The following is an 18,595-nucleotide window of genomic DNA, read 5'->3' as shown; positions in this document are numbered from 1 at the left end:
GACTAAGCGCCAGAAGGCTGGCTGGGATAATGGCTATATGATGAAAATCCTGACAGTGGGATTTTCATCTGTATAAATTAGACCCGTTTGCCCTAGCTGACTACCGAAGAATATACAGGATGCCATAAAATTCAATCCACTGGGAGGAAGCATCCACATTCCATCCACTTTAATGGATGGAATAGGGTAATTATACCACCTCAATGATTATTTAATTCATTGAAAATCAAGTGTAGTCCTTGTATAAAGGGCTATGCTCTGTCCACATACTGGTGGGCCAAATCATTCTTACATTGCCAAAATAATTATCAGAAAACACATGAACCTACAGCATCACTTCCTTATTGCCATGCCTTCGCTCTCTGATCCTTATTTCAATCGTTCTGTAGTTTATATCTGCGAACATGATCAAAATGGGGCAATGGGATTAATTATCAACAAGCCAATAGCTCAAGTTTCTATCCAAAGTATCTTGCAAAAATTAGATATCGCCCCGGAAGATAGAGACAATACCATCAATCTCGATCTACCGGTAATAGCCGGTGGCCCACTGTCTGAAGAACACGGCTTTATTTTGCATACACCACAATCAGGTTTCAGTTCCAGCATCCAAATTTCTGATCACACCATGATCACAACATCTAAAGATGTGCTGGAAGCATTGGGAACACCACGCCAACCGAAAGATTTTTTAATGACCCTCGGATACTCAAGTTGGGAAACAGGGCAGTTGGAAAAGGAAATTATGGAAAACAGTTGGCTTACTGTCAGTGCTGAACCTTCTATTATTTTCAATACTCCTATCGCTGATCGCTGGCGTGAGGCTGCTTCTTTACTGGGAGTTAATATTTATAATCTCGCATCACAAGCAGGACACGCCTGATGAAAAATCGCACAATTATTGCCTTTGATTTTGGAACTCGCAGTATTGGGGCTGCCATCGGACAAGAAATCACAGGTACAGCCAGAGCATTATCTTCTTTTAAAGCCAATGAAGGCTCTCCCAATTGGGAACTCATTGAGAAACTACTCAAAGAGTGGCAACCCGATCTGGTTATCGTCGGCCTACCACTCAATATGGATGGCACAGAACAACTCGTCACTTCACAAGCCCGTAAATTCGCCAATCGCATACATGGGCGTTTCGGAGTACAAGTTGAACTGCAAGATGAACGATTGACCACCGTGGAAGCACGCTCTCATCTGTTTGATCATGGTGGCTACAAGGCTCTGGATAAAGGCAAGGTTGATTCCGCTTCTGCTGTTATTATCCTGGAAAGCTGGTTTGAGCAGCAATATCCCTAACAATAGTTTTTGTAATAGCCATACTCATCATTAGGCATGGCTGTTACCGCAAGTCGTTTATCTCAAAACAATTGCCAGAACCTCGATTCTTTACTTTTTATTTTTTATATTGCCAGTAATCCCAACGACTTGCGCTGTTGTCGGCTTTGTTCGTAAGTTTGCATACCGCAAGCAGCACCAGTCTGCATTAATGATGCTATTTGATGGTTTTTACCTTCTCTTATCAAATGGCTAACAGCTTGATTGATGACCAGAACTTCATGAATAGCTACTCTGCCACCGTCTTTGGCAGGGAGTAGCTGCTGAGAAATAACCGCCTTTAGGCTTCCGGCCAATTGGCTACAAATCCAGCTTTTTTCTTCTGCGAAAAAAACATCAACCAAGCGATCTATCGCCTGAATTGCCCCACGGGTATGCAATGTTGATAAAACCAAGTGTCCCGTTTCAGCCGCTGTCAGTGCCAGCCGAATCGTCTCTTTATCTCGTAATTCTCCCAATAGAATTACATCTGGATCTTGCCGTAATACCCCTTTCAAGGCCGTTTGATAATCCGCGACATCCTTACCAATCTGCCTTTGCTGTATCAAACAATTTCGACTTTGGTGAACAAATTCTATTGGATCTTCCAGCGTGATGATATGTTTACAAGCCTGACTATTTAAAGCATTAATCACGGCTGACAGCGTAGTGGATTTGCCGCTTCCTGTCGCGCCTGTCACTAATATTAATCCGCTCATTTCCTGCAAAATAAGATGCTGGATGATGTCAGGCGCATATAGTTGTTCCAATGTCGGGCATTTATCTGTAATCAATCTCAATACCAGCGATAAATGAGATTGTTGATAGAACAGATTTGCCCTGAGCCGCTGCTTATCTGGCATTACCACAATAAAGTCGACATGACCGTGCTGCTGTAATTGCTGTTTCTGTGCATCAGATAAGATTTCCTTACCCCATGCCATAAGGGTATCGGATTGAATTTCTTCCAATTGTATCTGTGGGTATAACATACCATTGATACGCAAAACCGGAACTTGCCCGACACAAAGATGCAGATCGGAAGCATTATGCTTTACACTAAGGGCCACTAATTTTTCCATATTCATTTTTTTATCTCCTGAGTCAATTATGAACAATATCGAACAAAATCTTCACGATGTCAGGAACCGTATTAGCCTTGCAGCTCAAAAATGCGGGCGTTCTCCAGAAGAAATTACCTTGCTTGCAGTTAGTAAAACCAAACCTGCGAACGCCATCGCAGAAGCTATAGCCAATGGTCAGCGGGAATTTGGCGAGAATTACGTTCAGGAAGGAGTTGGAAAAATTCAACTCTTTAACAACCGTGACGATTTAGTGTGGCACTTTATTGGTCCATTACAATCTAATAAGAGTCGTCTGGTTGCAGAAAATTTTGATTGGTGTCATACCGTCGATAGATTGAAAATTGCCCAGCGTTTAAGTGAACAACGGCCTGAAAACATGCCGCCTCTCAATATTCTGATCCAAATTAATATCAGTGGAGAAGAGAGCAAATCAGGCATTTTGTTGGAAGAATTAACCGAACTGGCTGCAACTATTAATAGATTACCCAATTTGGTATTGCGCGGATTGATGGCAATACCTGCACCAGAAAGCAATGCTGAACACCAAATAGCCGTTTTTCGCCAAATGGAGCAAGCATTTATTGGGCTGAAAACGCAATACCCCCAAGTCGACACACTATCAATGGGCATGACAGATGATATGCAAGCTGCCATTACTTGTGGTTCTACATTGGTTCGGATTGGAACAGCAATATTCGGTGCTCGCCAATACAGTTCTTAACGTAACCAACTGATATGACATCTAAAACTAACTAATTATGCGAGATTGTTTAATGGAAAATCGTAAAATCACCTTTATTGGCGCCGGAAATATGGCTCACGCCATCATTGCCGGATTAGTCAAAAAAGACTACCCTGCTGAACTCATCACTGTCTGTTCTCCAAATACAACCCGCCGTGGTGTGCTGGCAAAAGAATATGGCATTAACAGTCAAAGCGATAATATTCGTTACGCGCAAAAAGCTGATGTCATTGTTCTGGCTGTTAAACCACAGATGATGGCGGAAGTTTGTGAGTCACTGCGCTCACATATCGATTTCAGTCAAAAACTCGTTCTTTCCATTGCGGCTGGTATTCCTGTTTCCCGTTTTTACGCGCTTTTGCAGGATAATCTCAATATTATCCGCATCATGCCAAATACCCCTTCTCTTATCGGACAAGGGATCAGCGGACTGTTTGCACCAGAACATATTGAGCAATCTGATCGCGAATTTGCTGCTTCACTAATGAGCAGTGTCGGGAAAGTTTGCTGGGTAAATAAGGAAAACGGCATTAACGATATTATCGCCGTCGCAGGCAGTGCCCCTGCTTATTTCTTCCTGTTCATGGAATCGATGCAGCAAGAGGCGGAACGTCTGGGGTTCGACAGAGAAACAGCCAGAGAACTTGTCCTGCAAGCAGCTATCGGTTCAACTAGACTTGCTGAAACGCAAAAAGATCTTCCTTTTGCTATCCTGCGTGAGCAGGTAACATCTAAAGGCGGTACAACGGCTGAAGCACTACGCATTTTTTATGAAGGCAAGCTGCCTGAAATTGTGTCCAATGCTATGCAAACCGCTATCTGCCGAGCGCAGGAAATGGAAAAATTATTTTAATTGGTTTAATTCAATCAGGGCTGCTACATGCAATCTTTAAACTTCATCTTTTCTACAATTCTAGATTTATATATTGCCGTTTTATTGCTGCGCGTCTGGATGCAGTGGGCACGTTGTGATTTCTATAATCCATTTGCACAATTTATCGTTAAAATCACTCAACCTGTGGTGCGTCCATTACGCAGAGTAATTCCTGCCATTGGCCCCATTGATACAGCGTCTGTGGTTCTCACCTACCCGCTTATTCTTCTCAAGATCTTGTTGCCTATATGGCTTACCGCAGGACAATTTCTAATACCTTCTGGTGTTATATTCTTGTTTGGGGTGATTGAATTACTGGCTGCTGCCGGAAAGCTTGTATTCTGGTTAGTCATCGCCCGTGCGTTATTGAGCTGGATTAGTCAAGGACGCAATCCTGTTGACTATGTTCTGATTCAATTGACCGAACCACTAATGGCACCCATCCGCCGCATCATCCCTTCTATGGGTGGCCTTGATTTCTCTGCCATGATTGTCATGCTTATTCTCTACGCACTGAATGCCCTGCGTTACGATGTGATGGGATGGTTAGCTTCAATGATCGTAAATTAATTTCAATTAAGTACAAAGATTCAGTTAGGTACATATATCCATTGGATACATAGGTTAAATTAAATAAATGGCAATGCAAAAAGTTGTTCTCGCCACGGGAAATGCAGGCAAAGTTCGTGAACTGGCTGATCTATTGGCTGACTTTGGATTAGACATCGTGGCTCAAATCGAATTAGGTGTTGATTCAGCCAATGAAACGGGTCTCACTTTCATCGAAAACGCAATCATCAAAGCCCGCCATGCCGCAACAGTTACGGGTTTGCCTGCGATTGCAGACGATTCAGGATTGTCTGTTGACGCATTGGGCGGCGCACCTGGCATTTATTCCGCTCGCTATGCAGGCAGTGATGCCTCTGATCAGGAGAATCTGAAAAAATTATTAGAAGCTATGCGCGATATTCCTGATGAACAGCGCCAAGCCCAATTCAACTGTGTATTGGTCTTTTTACGCCATGCAGAAGATCCTACTCCTTTGGTATTTCACGGTCGCTGGTCAGGATTTATTACCCGTGAACCTGCCGGAAAAGGTGGTTTTGGTTATGATCCCATTTTTTATGCTCCAGAATTTAACTGCACAGCAGCTGAATTAACTCGTGAGCAGAAACATGCCGTTTCACACCGTGGGAAAGCATTAGCAATGTTGTTGGAAGCCATGCATAATGCTTAAGTTGCCACCTCTGAGTCTTTATATTCATATTCCGTGGTGCGTGCAAAAGTGCCCTTATTGTGATTTCAATTCACATGCCTTAAAAGGAGACGTGCCGCACCAAGAGTATGTTGATCATCTATTGGCTGATTTGCATGCTGATCTGCCAATGGTTGGTGATCGTGAGGTATCAGCGATTTTTATTGGTGGAGGAACCCCAAGCCTGTTAAGTGCTGAAGGTATGCAGCGACTGCTTGATGGTGTCAGAGATTCACTGCCACTCTCTCCGCAAGCAGAGATTACAATGGAAGCCAATCCGGGAACCGTTGAAGCCGATCGTTTTAGCGCCTATCAACAAGCGGGCATCAATCGAATTTCCATTGGCGTACAAAGTTTCGGTTCAGATAAACTTATCCGTTTGGGGCGTATCCACGGCCCAGAAGAGGCCAAACAAGCAGCAAAATTAGCTGATAGACTTGGGCTACGCAGCTTCAATCTGGATTTGATGCATGGTTTGCCCAACCAGACACTCAATGAAGCATTGAATGATTTGCGTCAGGCCATTGAATTATCTCCGCCACACTTGTCTTGGTATCAACTGACGATTGAACCTAATACCAGTTTCGGCTCTCGCCCTCCGGTTTTACCGGATGATGACGCATTGTGGGATATTTTTTCCCAAGGCCATCAATTGCTGACGGAGGCAGGTTATCAACAATATGAAACATCGGCATATGCCAAACCGGGTTATCAATGTCAGCATAATCTCAATTACTGGCGGTTCGGTGATTATTTGGGAATTGGTTGCGGCGCACATGGAAAAATCTCGTTTGAAGACGGCCGTATCCTTCGTACCGTAAAAACCAAGCATCCACGCGGTTATATGCAGGAGCGTTATTTGGATCAACAAAATCAAGTGGATAATGAAGATCGTCCATTTGAATTTTTCATGAACCGTTTTCGCTTGTTGGAATCAATGCCACGTCAGGATTTTAGTGATTTCACCGGGTTACCGGAAAGTGCCATTCGTCCACAAATTGATGAAGCACTGGCTAAAGGCTATATCGCTGAAAGCGAAACACATTGGCAAATTACTAAACACGGAAAACTGTTCCTGAATTCCTTACTGGAACTGTTTCTTTGAAGAAAGAAATTAATAAAATAAACTGCACCTTTTAATTTTCAGGTGCAGTTTATTTCACATTATTTAATTCTTCCAGTCGCACGAGCGTAAGAAAATAACCCTCCGGCAGATACAATATTGGCAAGTTCACCAATTGGATCAATTTGATATTTCTCACCACTTTTCAGCAGAATGACCGTCTGGTTTTCAATATCAATCTCAATACTGTCCCCTGTAACCAATTTGTCACACAAGCGTTCTTGGGCTGCAACAGGCAATACCTGCCCGGTTGATACACAATTCCGGAAGAATATACGGGCATAAGATTGAGCAAGAACCACCTTTACACCTGAAGCACCTAATGCTGCAACTGCGTGTTCACGCGAAGAGCCGCAGCCAAAATTCTGCCCTGCCACAATAATCGGATATTTCGCTTTTCCCTGACTTTCATCAATAAAAGGTAATGAGCCTTCCGGTAATCCACACATCGCCAGTGAAGCCAGTTGGGCATATCCTTCAGGAGTGGAAGGATTGACCTTGAGGTATTCGGCTGAAAGAATCTGATCAGTGTCAATATTATCGGTCAATACATACACCTCACCCCGAATGATATTTTCCTTTAACTCACTCATAAAAACTCCTCAGGATTTGTTATTTGACCAGTAATAGCGGCAGCTGCAACAGAGTAAGGGGAAGCCAGATAAATATTGGCGCGTTTATGCCCCATTCTGCCGACAAAGTTACGATTAGTTGTAGATATCACGGATATTGGATCATTGACACGCCCGAAAGTATCCGGCGGGCCACCACAACAGGCCGCACATCCTGACTCAGAGGAAAGTTTAACGCCCGCATCACTTAAAATTTGGTAAACAGAAATACCATCAATTTGGGTTGTAATCGTTTTATGAAAAACTTCTTTTGTTGCAGGTACTGCGTAAGTCGGAATAGCAACTTTATGCCCTTTGATAACACGGGCTGCCGCAACAAAATCCTCCAGCTTGCCGCCTGTACAGGAGCCAATATATGCCTGAGAAATGGCAACATTAGCAACTTGTTCAATAGAAACAACATTATCTGGAGAGTGGGGTTTAGCAATCTTTGGTTCCATTGTGGAAACATCAATGTTTAACACGCAGCTATACTGTGCATCCTCGTCAGGGTAAACAATCTCGAAAGGGAGATTATTTCGTTCTGCTAAATAATCCAAAGTCGCCTGATTAGGAACTATAATACCGTTCTTAGCCCCACACTCAACAACCATGTTGCAAATCGTCATGCGCTCTTCTACTGATAACTCATCAATGACATTCCCACCAAATTCGATGGCCTGATATGTCGCACCATCGACGGTTAACTCTGACAACATGGACAAAATCATGTCCTTAGCCAAAACATGAGCTGGTTTAGTTCCGGTAAAATTTACCCGAATGGTCGTTGGTACCTTAAGAGGAATTTCTCCCGTACCTAACGCATAGGCTGCATCAGTAATACCTAATCCAATGGCGAATGCACCAAAAGCACCCGCAGTAACAGTATGTGAGTCAGTACCCAATAATACCTCGCCGGGGCGGGTATGCCCTCCCTCTGCAAGTCCTATATGGCACACACCTTTATAATTGGGTGTCCCTACATCGTAAAAATATTTTATGTTCTGTTCGGCGGCAAATTCACGCATCACCCGAATGTTCTGATTAGCTTGTGAATCAGCCGAATAGACAAAATGATCCGGGATTAAAATAAAACGTTCGGGGTCCCATATCTTTGCATCCTGCCCGAATTCCTTTTTAAATACGCTGGCTACACCCGGAGTGCAGGGATCGTGAGACATCAGAATATCCACTTTCGCCCAAACCACTTCACCCGGAGTGACTTGTTCACGCCCACTTGCCCGTGCAAGAATTTTTTGTGTAATAGTTTGGCTCATCTCACATGGCCCTCCGAAAGTTTGAAACAGACTCTATAGATTGTCATCCTAACAAGATTACTACGCCTTAACGTAGGGAAATACCATTGTGTCGCTCACTGTTTCCAGTATGAGACAGTTGTTCACAAAATGGGAAATTCTTACTCATTGAATCCGGCATGATTTTTCTGCATGACCTTTTCGTATGGACAAGTACATGGAAAAGGAATATTGACGTCTCACTATAGGAGATGTGATATGTTATAGAGTAGTTCCCTCGAGTAAATCATCAGGTTATTACATGAATAATATTGAGAATCTTACCTCAATGGTGGTCTTTGCACGCGTCGTAGAGACGCTGAGCTTTACCGAAGCTGCGAGATCATTAAGGCTTTCCAAGTCGTCGGTTAGCCGTGAAATTGCACAATTGGAAGTAAGATTAGGTACCCAATTACTCAACCGTACTACGCGCAAAATTCAAGTAACAGAAGTCGGAATGAGTTATTACCAATATTGCCACCGAATTCTTACCGAAGCCCAAAATGCCGAACATTTTATACGTAATTTCCATGAAGAACCGATGGGAAGTTTGCGTTTGATTGCTCCGGTATCCTTTGGCAGTCAATGTATTGTCCCCGCCCTGAATAGTTTTATTGCGGGAAATATTCATATCAGCGTAGATCTGGAACTGACTGACAGAGCGATTAATATGGAGGAAGATCAATGCGATATTGCGATCATCATAGGACGTGAAGCACCAAAATATCCACTTGTCATGCCTTTGATTGATATTACCTGGGGGCTTTACGCAACACCGGACTATATAAGCCAATTTTCGCCAATAAATAAACCCGAAGATCTCCCTCGCTACGATTACCTGCTATTCCGTGGCCCCGCACATACTATCTCCCTGCCGTTCCGTAAAGAAAGAAATAAGCTGGATATTGAAGTGCGCAGCCGATTTCGCATCAATAACAGTGTAGCATTAATGAGTTCCGCTGTGGCTGGGGCTGGCATTGCCTATCTACCCGACTACGTTACTCATGAAGCAGTCGCAGAAGGAAAACTGGTGCGGCTTCTTCCCGAATGGAGTATGGATATTTATCAAGCATGGATATTGTTTAAATCAGAAAGCACGCTATCTTCGCGTGTCCAACAGTTTGCAAATTCTTTGCAACGCAAGTTAAAGCAAGATTTGGAGAGCAGGAATAATCATTAATGCGGGTGCAATCGCACCCGCTAAAAATATCATCTGTAAAAAGCATTGATAGCTATCAATAGTAATTAATAATAATTGCCGTGACGGTAATCCCAAGTAGTGAAAATGTCGGACATCATCGCCATGATTTTGTTTACATCCAACCCCTTGCGGATTAATACCGGACACGGGGTAATATCGCGCTGGCCATTTTGCAGAGGAACTAATTTGCCACTTTCATCTACCATTGCAACCATAACGCCTTGCTCATAACGAGTTTGCTCGGTTTCATTTGGCTGGATAGATTTAACATAGTCATTGGCGGAGATAATCAAATCGGCTCGTTCTTCTATCCTCTCACCGATACATTCAACCAACCCACGATTACCTTTACCTGATGGATTTGCTGAGCTGGCAAAAGAAAACTTGCCATATTTTTCCCAAAGTTCTTTTGCCAATATTTCGCCCGGTTTACCAAACTTAATCACGAAACAACTCGTACCACGCTGATCCATCATCAGTTCTTTAGAACCATCATCTGGGATACGGGCTACTGCCTCTTCCTTCCACGGCAAAATACAGCCTAACAATACATCTTCATCCCAATGTCTTTGATAAAGTTCTTCAATTTCCGCGTTAAGCTGAGTCAACTCTTTCAACTGTTCCAAAGATCCACACAAAACAACACCTGGTTTATTGCGATTACGCAGCTTAGCTTCAAATTTGCGCTCCAGACCTTGCGCATCAGATGTCATAATAATGTAACCAACTTTGGTTGGGCAGACGATCATTCCTCCGTCATTAGAGAGGATCTCTACTGCTTCCTGCTGTAACCCATTATTCCATTGAATTTTTTTGCTGCTCATATTGATATCCTCTACTGGAAACGGAAGAATTATTAATCAGTTAACGTTGGTAGTAACCGGTAATAGAAGCTGTTGCCAAGGTATTGGCTTGGATCATAAAACGCGCAATGGCGTTTGTTGTTTCAGCATTGACTCCCAGTTTTTCTACCGATAAGGCATGTACAGTGAAAACATAGCGATGCGCTTTATCACCGACAGGCGGGCAAGGGCCATCGAAACCAATCAGGCCATAATCATTTCTGCTCTGAATCGTACCGATTGGCAATTTGCTACCATCACTTTGCCCTGCATTTGCAGGTAAGACTTGTGTTGCAATGGGGATATCAAAAGCGACCCAGTGCCAGAAACCACTGCCTGTCGGTGCATCAGGATCATAGACAGTAATAGCAAAACTTTTGGTTTCAGCTGGTACTTCTGTCCAAGCGAGTTCGGGGGAACGGTTATCACCATTGCCACCAAATTCATTAAATTCATGTTCTTTTTTCAAGAAGTCATTATTCTTAAATTCAAATGAACTGATAATCATGCTTGTGTCCCCATTCAATGTCTTTTAAAACATCCTAACGCAGTTTTTCTCTGCTGCAAGACTAGAGCATGATTTTGCCTGATTGTTTCAATTTAGGAACAATAAGTGAGTCGCGGAAATATTTTGATGGTATACCTGTTCCCTTTATTTTTTCACAAGACATTCAACCTTCTTAATATTCTGCAAAAATGATCTTAATTATTTTTTGTTTTTAATAAATAATAGATTGTTAATAAATTACCCCGAAATCTAGATAATTAGATTTCGGGGTAATTTCAGGGAAAATGAATTATTAATTTGCGAAATTACAATGCATCAGCAATTGCATTGACTTGTCGCGTCATACTGTCCAAACCGCCACCAGACAAGTACCAGAGATCAGACTGTAAGTACACGATCTTACCGTTTTTGTAGGCATTAGTTGATTTGACTTGATCATTTTCAAACCGATCTTTTTCCAGCTTACCTGCGCCAATTGCTTCACTACGATCGATAATAAAAATCACATCAGGATTTGCTTGTGCAATCATATCCGCTGTCACTGAACGACTTTTGTCTGTGTCTGATTTGGCAGGTAATACAGCACGAGGAGCTTTAATTACGTTGTAAACAATAGCTTGATTATTAGGATATAATTCACCAGCATTGTGTAGTAATACCAGTACATTGCTATTCGCTGCTTTCGCTTTTTCCTGTGCGGATGCAATAGTTTTTTCTAACTCAGCAGATTGGATTTTAACTATATCCTGCTTATTAAATAATTCGCCTAATAATTTTAGATTACTATCAACGGATGACAGATAATTTTTATTGTCGGTGCTTAAATTTACAGTGGGTGCAATTTGCAACAAACGATCATAGGAAGATCCCTGACGCCCTGTAATGATAATCAGATCAGGTTTTATTTCAGCTAACTTTTCCAAATTCGGTTCTTTCATTCCCCCAGCATTGTGCATACTTTCAGACACATCACTGCGTACATATTCAGGTAGGTTATCGATAGGTAGTGCAATCACTCGATCAGATAACCCCAATTTTGCCATCGAATCATAAGTTCCGAAATCAAACAGAACAACTCGTTTTGGATTCTTTTTAACCTGAGTTTCACCGGAAAGATGCTTTACTGTGACATAATTACCAGATTGAGCCATTACTGAATTTGGTGTAAATAATTCTGATGATTGACTGAATGCAGAGTAACTGGTAACAGAAAGTAATGATGTAATAACAATTGGCAGGATTTTTTTCATTTTTACACCTAAATTGAGCCTATTAGTAAAAGATGACTTGCATTCTAGGTGGCAGTATTAATATGTCAACAAAATAAGAATCAATTTCATATTGATTATTATTTGCTTTAAAAGCAATCAATTTATTTTATACAGGTGATAGTTAAGTTGCACTTCTTCCCACAATTCAAAAGCTCTATCAGACTCAATCACAACAATGTCTTCTTCATCCGCAACAACAATATCGCAATTATTAACGGTAATATCACCTCATATAACGGGAACTTGAAGAGTGTCCAATTTTTCTTTTTTATCGGTTTTGGAACATTTCCTCTGGCAAAAGATCCGTGTAACTACAGGTAAAATATTTCCGAAATGAGATAATATCTCTTGGATTCACATATTAAGTGCAACATCGTAACGAACGAAGTAAATGAGTGGGTATTCCTTTAAATAATTCATTCGGTGTTTTATCATCGCGTGTTTTACGAGGACGATGATTTAAGCGATTTGCCACAAGGTTAATCTCTAACTCTGATACCTGATTAAAATCGGTTCCTTTTGGAAAGTAATCTCTGATTAATCCATTCGTGTTCTCATTTTGTGCTGCTTGCTTGTATTGGTTTATTCCAAAAGAGAAAAAAGTATTAGATAAAATTTTAAAATACTTGAAACCAAATGGTCATTTGTTTTTGTCATGTGCTTTTGACTTCAATTTCTTTTACGGTGAAAAGGATGTTCAAGGAAAGGTATTAGAAGCAGTAAGAAATAAATATTCTCCTGTTTCATCGTCAGTAGTCTTTGATGACTATCGGTTTGATAATAAAAAAATTAAGGATTTCACTAAAGATTTTAAAATACTCAAAAGCTATCGGATTGAAGAAGCTATTGATTTTTCGAATTATGATGATTTCAGGGATTGGCATTTAGGAAGTGGTTCTGTCATATATCAGCAATTTTCCAAGTCTGATCAGGAAAATGCAGTTAACGATTTTTATCAACTACTGTATGATAAATATCTTTCTAACGAACATAAAGTCTCTTATTCAACAGGATTATTCTTACTCCAGAAAAGAGGATAGCTATGTATACAGGAATTGTGCAAGGTAAAGAGAATGTATTGTCACTCAATAAAAAGAATGGATTTAGCACACTGATAGTTAGCAATAATAATCACTTTTTTGATGATATTGTCATCGGAGCCAGTATCGCGGTTGATGGCACATGCCTGACTGTGACTCAATTTAGTGAAGATAGCGTCTCTTTTGATATTTCTGATTTTACTGCTGATACCACAACGTTAAAATTTCTTTCCGTTGGGGATGCAGTCAATGTAGAAAGGTCACACCAGATGTATAAAGAAAATGGCGGGCACAGTCTTTATGGGCATATAGAGGGGATGGCAGAAGTTGTTGAATTTACCGCAGCTGGGGAAACTTATCGGTTGGTTATCAAGATCCCTCAAGGCAATATCAACTATTTTTTCTTGAAAGGTTTTATTGGCCTTCATGGTTGTAGTTTAACCATCAACGGCATTGATGAAGAAAACCAGACGATAGTTTTAAACCTGATCCCGGAGACATTGAGGATGACCAATCTCAGCAATATTAAGGTGGGGGATTTTCTCAATTATGAGATAGACCAAACGACAAGAACAATTGTGGATACACTGTCTAGAACCCTGTCAAGAACAGCATGATCATCAATGAGACAGGGAGGGAAGTGGTTAATCATTACCACTTCCTTGAGCTGATCATGATAGGGTCAGTTTAATTTAGATTGCGCCCATTCAAGACCACTTTGATATTCAGCGGGCAATAATGGCGCTAATTCTTGTAACGTAGATTGCAATGTGCCCTTATCCGCATGAGTCACATTTAAGTGACCGACTTTACGTACAGGTCGAACTTCTTTTTCATACCAATGTAAACGAACCAGCGGCAAACTAAGCCATGCGGGGTTTATTTCTGTACCGATCAGGTTGATCATGACGGATGGCGCAAATATTTCTAGTTGTGGCATAGGGAGATTTAAGAGCGCCCGTAGGTGAAGTTCAAACTGGCTGATAGAAGCCCCGTTTTGTGTCCAGTGACCACTATTGTGAACTCGTGGAGCCAATTCATTGATCAATAAATTATCGCCAACAATAAAGCATTCCATCGCCATAACACCCACATAGCTCAGGTGATTCATGATGGCGGACAGCATCTTCTCTGCTTTTTGTTGAAACTTTTGTTGAAATTGCTTATCGGCAGAATCAGGCAAGGCAACACTAGTACGCAAAATACCTTCCTGGTGCAAATTATGAGTCAATGTATAGAATACTGATTCACCTTTGGCATTACGGGCACCAACCAGAGATACTTCTCCCGAAAACGGAATACCTTGTTCTACAATACATTCACCGTAAACTTCTGGCGGAAGAGTTGCTTCATCACCCGGCCTGATACGCCATTGCCCACGTCCGTCATAACCTCCTGTCCGGCGTTTAACAATAATGAAATTCCCTAATTCCGTAAATAGCTGTGGCCATTGATCGGGGGAGGAAAGCAGTTTCCACGGTGCGGTTGCCAAGCCCAATGTATCCATGAGCTGTTTTTGTGGCAAACGATCAGCCAGCCGTGGAAAAATATCTCGATTGATAAAAGCCTTATGATGCGCCAGTTCACGGGTTAATGCGGTTTCAGGCCAGCGCTCAATTTCTGCGGTGATCACGCTGCTTTGATAAGGCACTGCTTCTGGCTCGGCATCCAACCCAACAGGATAAACAGTGATCCCCAGCGGCTCACCTGCTTGCCGCAGCATTCTGCCCAACTGACCATTTCCCAGTACACAAACGGGCTTCATACCTCCTCCCGTGGATCTGGATTATCCAAGACAGCTTGTGTTTGTGCACTGCGCCAATCGGACAAACGTTGAAACAGAGCACAGTCATGCAAAGCTAGCACTTGGGCAGCCAACAATGCAGCATTTGCTGCTCCTGCCTTACCAATGGCTAATGTGCCAACAGGAATGCCTTTTGGCATTTGCACGATAGAATACAGGCTATCGACACCGCGAAGCGCAGCGCTTTGTACCGGAACGCCAAACACAGGCACTAAAGTTTTGGCTGCCAACATTCCCGGTAAATGTGCCGCACCACCTGCACCAGCGATAATCACATCAAAACCGTTTTCTTTCGCCTGCTCTGCGAAATGAAAAAGTTTATCCGGTGTTCTGTGTGCCGAAACAATTTCAACACGGAAAGGAATAGCAAGAGAGGTCAAAATATCAGCTGCATGTTGCATCGTTGCCCAGTCGCTTTTCGAACCCATGACGATGGCAATTTTGGCGTGGTGCTGGTGCTCTATTTCTGTTGTAGAAGTCATAGCTGTTGTGGGATCAGGACTGGACGTCATAAATCAGATGCTCCTGTATAGGGTGTCTGCCAGAACAAAGATGAAATTTCAGGCGACGGATCATATCACGCTAATCGCATAAGGAAAACGTTTGCGTCGCTTGATTTGTGGATTTTTCCAAAAAAGAAGCAAAGCCGTTTAGAAAGAGAAGGGTATCAATTCAATGGACGTTTCTGTGACTTTGAACATTGAACCTTGGTCGTGCCATGCTCCTAATACACCACGATGCACAGCTTTATCATCTAGTTGGATATCATGTATTGCCGGGCGATGCGTATGTCCGTGAATTATCCAATCTGCCTGATGCTTTTTGAAATGTTCGAGAACAGCTTCTTGATTGACATCCATAATAGATTTGGATTTTTGGCTGTTGGCGTATTGGCTACCCGCACGCATTTTGGTTGCAATCTTCAAGCGGATAAATAAAGGGAGAAACAGGAATAACCGCTGTATCCACGGAGTATGTACTCGCTTACGATACTGCTGATAGCCGATATCATCAGTGCATAGTGTATCGCCGTGCAAAATCAGAATACGTTTACCATACAATTCCAGCACCTTTTCCTGTGGTAGCAGGATCAAACCACTCTCTTTGGCAAAACGGGAACCAAGCAAAAAATCACGATTACCATGAATGAAATAACAGTTAATACCCTTTTGTTTCAGTTCATTAAGTGCTTGGGCGATTTTGGTGTGTAGTGGGTTGGGATCATCATCACCAATCCAGTAATCAAAAAAATCACCGAGGATATAAAGGCTCTCAGCATGAATTGCATCTTCACGTAAAAAACGCAGAAAACCGACAGTGATTGCCGGTTCTTGTTCGCTAAGATGTAAATCTGCAATAAACAGTGTACTCATGTAACGATTAACTATTTTCTAACAGTATATTTCTAACAGTAACTATTCGCTGACAGTCACACGTTCAATGATCACATCTTCACGTGGTACATCTTGGTGCATACCGCTGCGGCCAGTGGAAACATCTTTGATTTTATCAACCACATCCATACCTTCAACGACTTCAGCAAATACGCAGTAACCCCATCCATCTGGACGTTCTGAACGGAAGTTCAGGAAATCGTTATCCACAACGTTAATGAAGAATTGGGCAGTTGCAGAATGTGGATCATTGGTACGCGCCATTGCGAGAGTGCCGCGGTTGTTTTTCAGGCCATTGTTGGCTTCGTTCTTAATAGTATCCTTAGTCATTTTCTGCTTCATGCTTGGCTCAAAGCCACCGCCTTGAATCATGAATCCATTGATAACACGGTGAAAAATGGTGTTGTCATAAAAACCTTCAGAACAGTAACTCAGGAAGTTTTCAACAGTTACAGGTGCTTTATCAGCGAATGTTTTGATTACGATATCGCCAAAGTTGGTGTGGAAAGTCACCATAATATAAATCCTAATAATAGTTTTGATTAGCCCCGTATTTAGGGGATTCGGAACAACCGCTGTTATATCACATCTCAGATTTTGAGTCAGTACTCTGAGCCGCATCAGAATAAGGCGGCTTGTGGTACTTGCAAAGCATTGCATATCAAGGTGAAATACCTCACCTGACTTCTCTATGCCGCATTTATTTATCACGCTGATAAAGAAGCTTATAATCAATCAATTCATTTGATTTTATTACACGTACATCAATTTTTACGGAAAACCCACTGATGCTAAAAATTTTCAATACTCTCAGTCGTCAAAAAGAAGAATTTAAGCCGATTCACGAAGGGAAAGTGGGCATGTACGTGTGCGGCATTACCATTTATGACTTGTGTCATATCGGTCATGGCAGAACATTTGTTGCATTTGATGTTATCGCCCGTTACCTGCGTTATCTGGGATACGATCTGACGTATGTCCGTAACGTCACTGACGTTGATGATAAAATTATCAAACGTGCAACCGAAAATAAGGAAAGTTGCGACGATTTAACCACACGCATGTTGGCAGAAATGCACTGCGATTTTGATACACTAAACCTCTTGCGTCCGGATTTAGAGCCTCGTGCAACACAACATATCCCTGAGATTATTGAAATTACGGAAGAGCTGATTAAGCGTGGACATGCTTATGTTGCTGCAAATGGTGATGTCATGTTCTCTATTGACACCACTCCTAATTATGGACTGCTTTCCCGTCAGGATTTGGAACAATTGCAGGCTGGCGCCCGTGTTGAAGTGGCAGATGTAAAACGTAATCCAATGGATTTCGTGTTGTGGAAAATGTCCAAGCCGGGTGAGCCAAGCTGGGAATCTCCGTGGGGTGCAGGTCGTCCGGGCTGGCATATTGAATGTTCCGCAATGAACGGCAAGGCACTGGGGCACCATTTTGATATTCACGGTGGTGGTTCTGATTTAATGTTCCCGCACCATGAAAATGAGATTGCACAATCAACTTGTGCCCATGATGGCCCTTACGTCAATTATTGGATGCATTCCGGTATGGTTATGATAGATAAAGAGAAGATGTCCAAATCATTGAACAATTTCTTTACCATCCGTGATGTGCTGGAATATTACGACGCTGAAACCGTACGTTATTTCCTGCTGTCCGGCCACTATCGCAGCCAGTTGAATTATACGGAAGAGAACCTGAAACAGGCGCGTACTTCTCTGGAGCGCTTGTATACATCCCTGCGTGGTACAGATAAATCTGCTCAGCCTGCTGGTGGAGAAGCGTTTGAAGCCCGTTTCACTGAAGCAATGAACGATGATTTCAACACACCGGAAGCATATTCAGTCTTGTTTGACATAGCGCGTGAGCTGAACCGCCTGAAGACAGAAGACATGGTGACAGCTAACGGTTTGGCTGCTGAACTGCGTAAATTAGCGGGTATTCTTGGTCTTTTGGAACAAGATCCAGAACATTTTTTGCAAGGTGGAGCACAGGCAGATGATGACGTAGCCCAAATCGAAGCGCTAATCAAACAACGTAATGATGCTCGTAAAAACAAAGAGTGGGCTTTGGCTGATGCGGCACGCGACCAGTTAAATGAAATGGGAATTGAGCTGGAAGATGGGCCACAAGGAACAACATGGCGCCGTAAATAATCGATTCCAGAACCGCCCCTTAGATGGGCGGTTCAGTTTTTATCGCATTTACAATT

21 protein-coding genes and 1 pseudogene are annotated in these 18,595 nt (G+C 42.3%); 11 read left to right on the top strand and 11 right to left on the bottom strand.

Annotation, left to right across the window (positions count from 1 at the left end; all coding sequences use genetic code 11):
- The first annotated feature begins 319 nt into the window (after positions 1–319).
- Together BM135_RS11970 and ruvX are read left to right on the top strand one after the other, a co-directional pair.
- The gene (locus tag BM135_RS11970) at positions 320–883 is read left to right on the top strand and encodes a YqgE/AlgH family protein (RefSeq protein WP_092519946.1); all 564 of its coding nucleotides are present in this window, start codon (positions 320–322) and stop codon (positions 881–883) included.
- Complete coding sequence (gene ruvX / locus BM135_RS11965) at positions 883–1,305, top strand: Holliday junction resolvase RuvX (RefSeq protein WP_092519945.1); 423 nt, start codon at positions 883–885, stop codon at positions 1,303–1,305. The genes BM135_RS11970 and ruvX overlap by 1 nt, the downstream gene beginning before the upstream one ends.
- Positions 1,306–1,409: 104 nt before the next feature.
- On the opposite strand, the gene BM135_RS11960 is transcribed toward ruvX, so the two are convergent.
- Positions 1,410–2,411 carry a type IV pilus twitching motility protein PilT gene (locus tag BM135_RS11960; RefSeq protein WP_092519944.1) on the bottom strand — a complete coding sequence of 334 codons (1,002 nt, stop codon included), beginning with the start codon at positions 2,409–2,411 and terminating at the stop codon, positions 1,410–1,412.
- Positions 2,412–2,433: 22 nt separating this feature from the next.
- Between BM135_RS11960 and BM135_RS11955 the strand changes: the two genes are divergently transcribed.
- From BM135_RS11955 to hemW, 5 genes are all read left to right on the top strand, one after another.
- A complete protein-coding gene (locus BM135_RS11955; protein ID WP_092519943.1) occupies positions 2,434–3,129 on the top strand; it encodes a YggS family pyridoxal phosphate-dependent enzyme in 696 nt (231 codons plus the stop codon).
- A gap of 52 nt (positions 3,130–3,181) precedes the next feature.
- Positions 3,182–4,003, top strand: a complete 822-nt coding sequence (gene proC / locus BM135_RS11950) for a pyrroline-5-carboxylate reductase (RefSeq protein ID WP_092519942.1) — start codon at positions 3,182–3,184, stop codon at positions 4,001–4,003.
- 27 nt (positions 4,004–4,030) lie between these two features.
- Entirely contained in the window at positions 4,031–4,594 is a 564-nt protein-coding gene (locus BM135_RS11945; RefSeq protein ID WP_092519941.1) for a YggT family protein, read from the top strand.
- Between the two features lie 73 nt (positions 4,595–4,667).
- A complete protein-coding gene (locus tag BM135_RS11940) occupies positions 4,668–5,261 on the top strand; it encodes an XTP/dITP diphosphatase (RefSeq protein WP_092519947.1) in 594 nt (197 codons plus the stop codon).
- Complete coding sequence (hemW, locus tag BM135_RS11935) at positions 5,254–6,384, top strand: radical SAM family heme chaperone HemW (RefSeq protein ID WP_092519940.1); 1,131 nt, start codon at positions 5,254–5,256, stop codon at positions 6,382–6,384. The genes BM135_RS11940 and hemW overlap by 8 nt, the downstream gene beginning before the upstream one ends.
- Positions 6,385–6,443: 59 nt before the next feature.
- Here hemW and BM135_RS11930 read toward each other — a convergent pair whose 3' ends face one another.
- Both BM135_RS11930 and BM135_RS11925 read right to left on the bottom strand, forming a co-directional pair.
- The gene (locus BM135_RS11930) at positions 6,444–6,995 is read right to left on the bottom strand and encodes a LeuD/DmdB family oxidoreductase small subunit (RefSeq protein WP_092519939.1); all 552 of its coding nucleotides are present in this window, start codon (positions 6,993–6,995) and stop codon (positions 6,444–6,446) included.
- Positions 6,992–8,290 carry a 3-isopropylmalate dehydratase large subunit gene (locus tag BM135_RS11925; RefSeq protein ID WP_092519938.1) on the bottom strand — a complete coding sequence of 433 codons (1,299 nt, stop codon included), beginning with the start codon at positions 8,288–8,290 and terminating at the stop codon, positions 6,992–6,994. Before BM135_RS11925 ends, BM135_RS11930 begins: the two co-directional genes overlap by 4 nt.
- 280 nt (positions 8,291–8,570) lie before the next feature.
- Between BM135_RS11925 and BM135_RS11920 the strand changes: the two genes are divergently transcribed.
- Positions 8,571–9,488 (top strand): LysR family transcriptional regulator, encoded by a 918-nt coding sequence (locus BM135_RS11920; RefSeq protein ID WP_092519937.1) that lies wholly within the window; start codon positions 8,571–8,573, stop codon positions 9,486–9,488.
- A 65-nt stretch (positions 9,489–9,553) separates the two neighbouring features.
- Here the strand turns inward: BM135_RS11920 and BM135_RS11915 are convergent, their stop codons facing one another.
- The 4 genes and pseudogenes from BM135_RS11915 to BM135_RS17515 form a co-directional block, all read right to left on the bottom strand.
- Positions 9,554–10,333 carry an L-threonylcarbamoyladenylate synthase gene (locus BM135_RS11915; RefSeq protein WP_092519936.1) on the bottom strand — a complete coding sequence of 260 codons (780 nt, stop codon included), beginning with the start codon at positions 10,331–10,333 and terminating at the stop codon, positions 9,554–9,556.
- Between the two features lie 40 nt (positions 10,334–10,373).
- Positions 10,374–10,859, bottom strand: coding sequence for a YbhB/YbcL family Raf kinase inhibitor-like protein (locus BM135_RS11910; RefSeq protein ID WP_092519935.1), 486 nt, complete (start codon positions 10,857–10,859; stop codon positions 10,374–10,376).
- 305 nt (positions 10,860–11,164) lie between these two features.
- On the bottom strand, positions 11,165–12,109 hold the full coding sequence (locus BM135_RS11905) for a siderophore ABC transporter substrate-binding protein (protein ID WP_092519934.1): 945 nt from the start codon (positions 12,107–12,109) through the stop codon (positions 11,165–11,167).
- A 382-nt stretch (positions 12,110–12,491) separates the two neighbouring features.
- Positions 12,492–12,689, bottom strand: a pseudogene (locus BM135_RS17515) (transposase); the annotation flags it as partial.
- A 13-nt stretch (positions 12,690–12,702) separates the two neighbouring features.
- On the opposite strand from BM135_RS17515, the gene BM135_RS11895 reads away from it, so the two are divergent.
- Together BM135_RS11895 and BM135_RS11890 are read left to right on the top strand one after the other, a co-directional pair.
- On the top strand, positions 12,703–13,170 hold the full coding sequence (locus tag BM135_RS11895) for a hypothetical protein (protein WP_139204101.1): 468 nt from the start codon (positions 12,703–12,705) through the stop codon (positions 13,168–13,170).
- A gap of 2 nt (positions 13,171–13,172) precedes the next feature.
- Positions 13,173–13,787: a riboflavin synthase subunit alpha gene (locus tag BM135_RS11890; protein ID WP_092519932.1), complete on the top strand. Its 615-nt coding sequence runs from the start codon at positions 13,173–13,175 to the stop codon at positions 13,785–13,787.
- Positions 13,788–13,852: 65 nt separating this feature from the next.
- On the opposite strand, the gene purK is transcribed toward BM135_RS11890, so the two are convergent.
- The 4 genes from purK to ppiB form a co-directional block, all read right to left on the bottom strand.
- On the bottom strand, positions 13,853–14,935 hold the full coding sequence (gene purK / locus BM135_RS11885) for a 5-(carboxyamino)imidazole ribonucleotide synthase (protein ID WP_092519931.1): 1,083 nt from the start codon (positions 14,933–14,935) through the stop codon (positions 13,853–13,855).
- Positions 14,932–15,456: a 5-(carboxyamino)imidazole ribonucleotide mutase gene (gene purE, locus BM135_RS11880; RefSeq protein ID WP_245737393.1), complete on the bottom strand. Its 525-nt coding sequence runs from the start codon at positions 15,454–15,456 to the stop codon at positions 14,932–14,934. The genes purK and purE overlap by 4 nt, the downstream gene beginning before the upstream one ends.
- Before the next feature lie 168 nt (positions 15,457–15,624).
- Positions 15,625–16,347 carry a UDP-2,3-diacylglucosamine diphosphatase gene (gene lpxH, locus BM135_RS11875; protein WP_092519929.1) on the bottom strand — a complete coding sequence of 241 codons (723 nt, stop codon included), beginning with the start codon at positions 16,345–16,347 and terminating at the stop codon, positions 15,625–15,627.
- A gap of 42 nt (positions 16,348–16,389) precedes the next feature.
- Complete coding sequence (ppiB, locus tag BM135_RS11870; RefSeq protein WP_092519928.1) at positions 16,390–16,884, bottom strand: peptidylprolyl isomerase B; 495 nt, start codon at positions 16,882–16,884, stop codon at positions 16,390–16,392.
- Positions 16,885–17,156: 272 nt separating this feature from the next.
- Here ppiB and cysS point away from each other — a divergent pair, with 272 nt between their 5' ends.
- On the top strand, positions 17,157–18,539 hold the full coding sequence (gene cysS / locus BM135_RS11865; protein ID WP_092519927.1) for a cysteine--tRNA ligase: 1,383 nt from the start codon (positions 17,157–17,159) through the stop codon (positions 18,537–18,539).
- Positions 18,540–18,595 lie beyond the last annotated feature (56 nt).

Origin of the sequence: Xenorhabdus japonica, assembly GCF_900115195.1 — a bacterium.
Taxonomy (GTDB): Bacteria; Pseudomonadota; Gammaproteobacteria; order Enterobacterales; family Enterobacteriaceae; genus Xenorhabdus; species Xenorhabdus japonica.
Note: the sequence above shows the minus strand (reverse complement) of the source record. Positions and strands in the feature narration are given on the sequence as shown.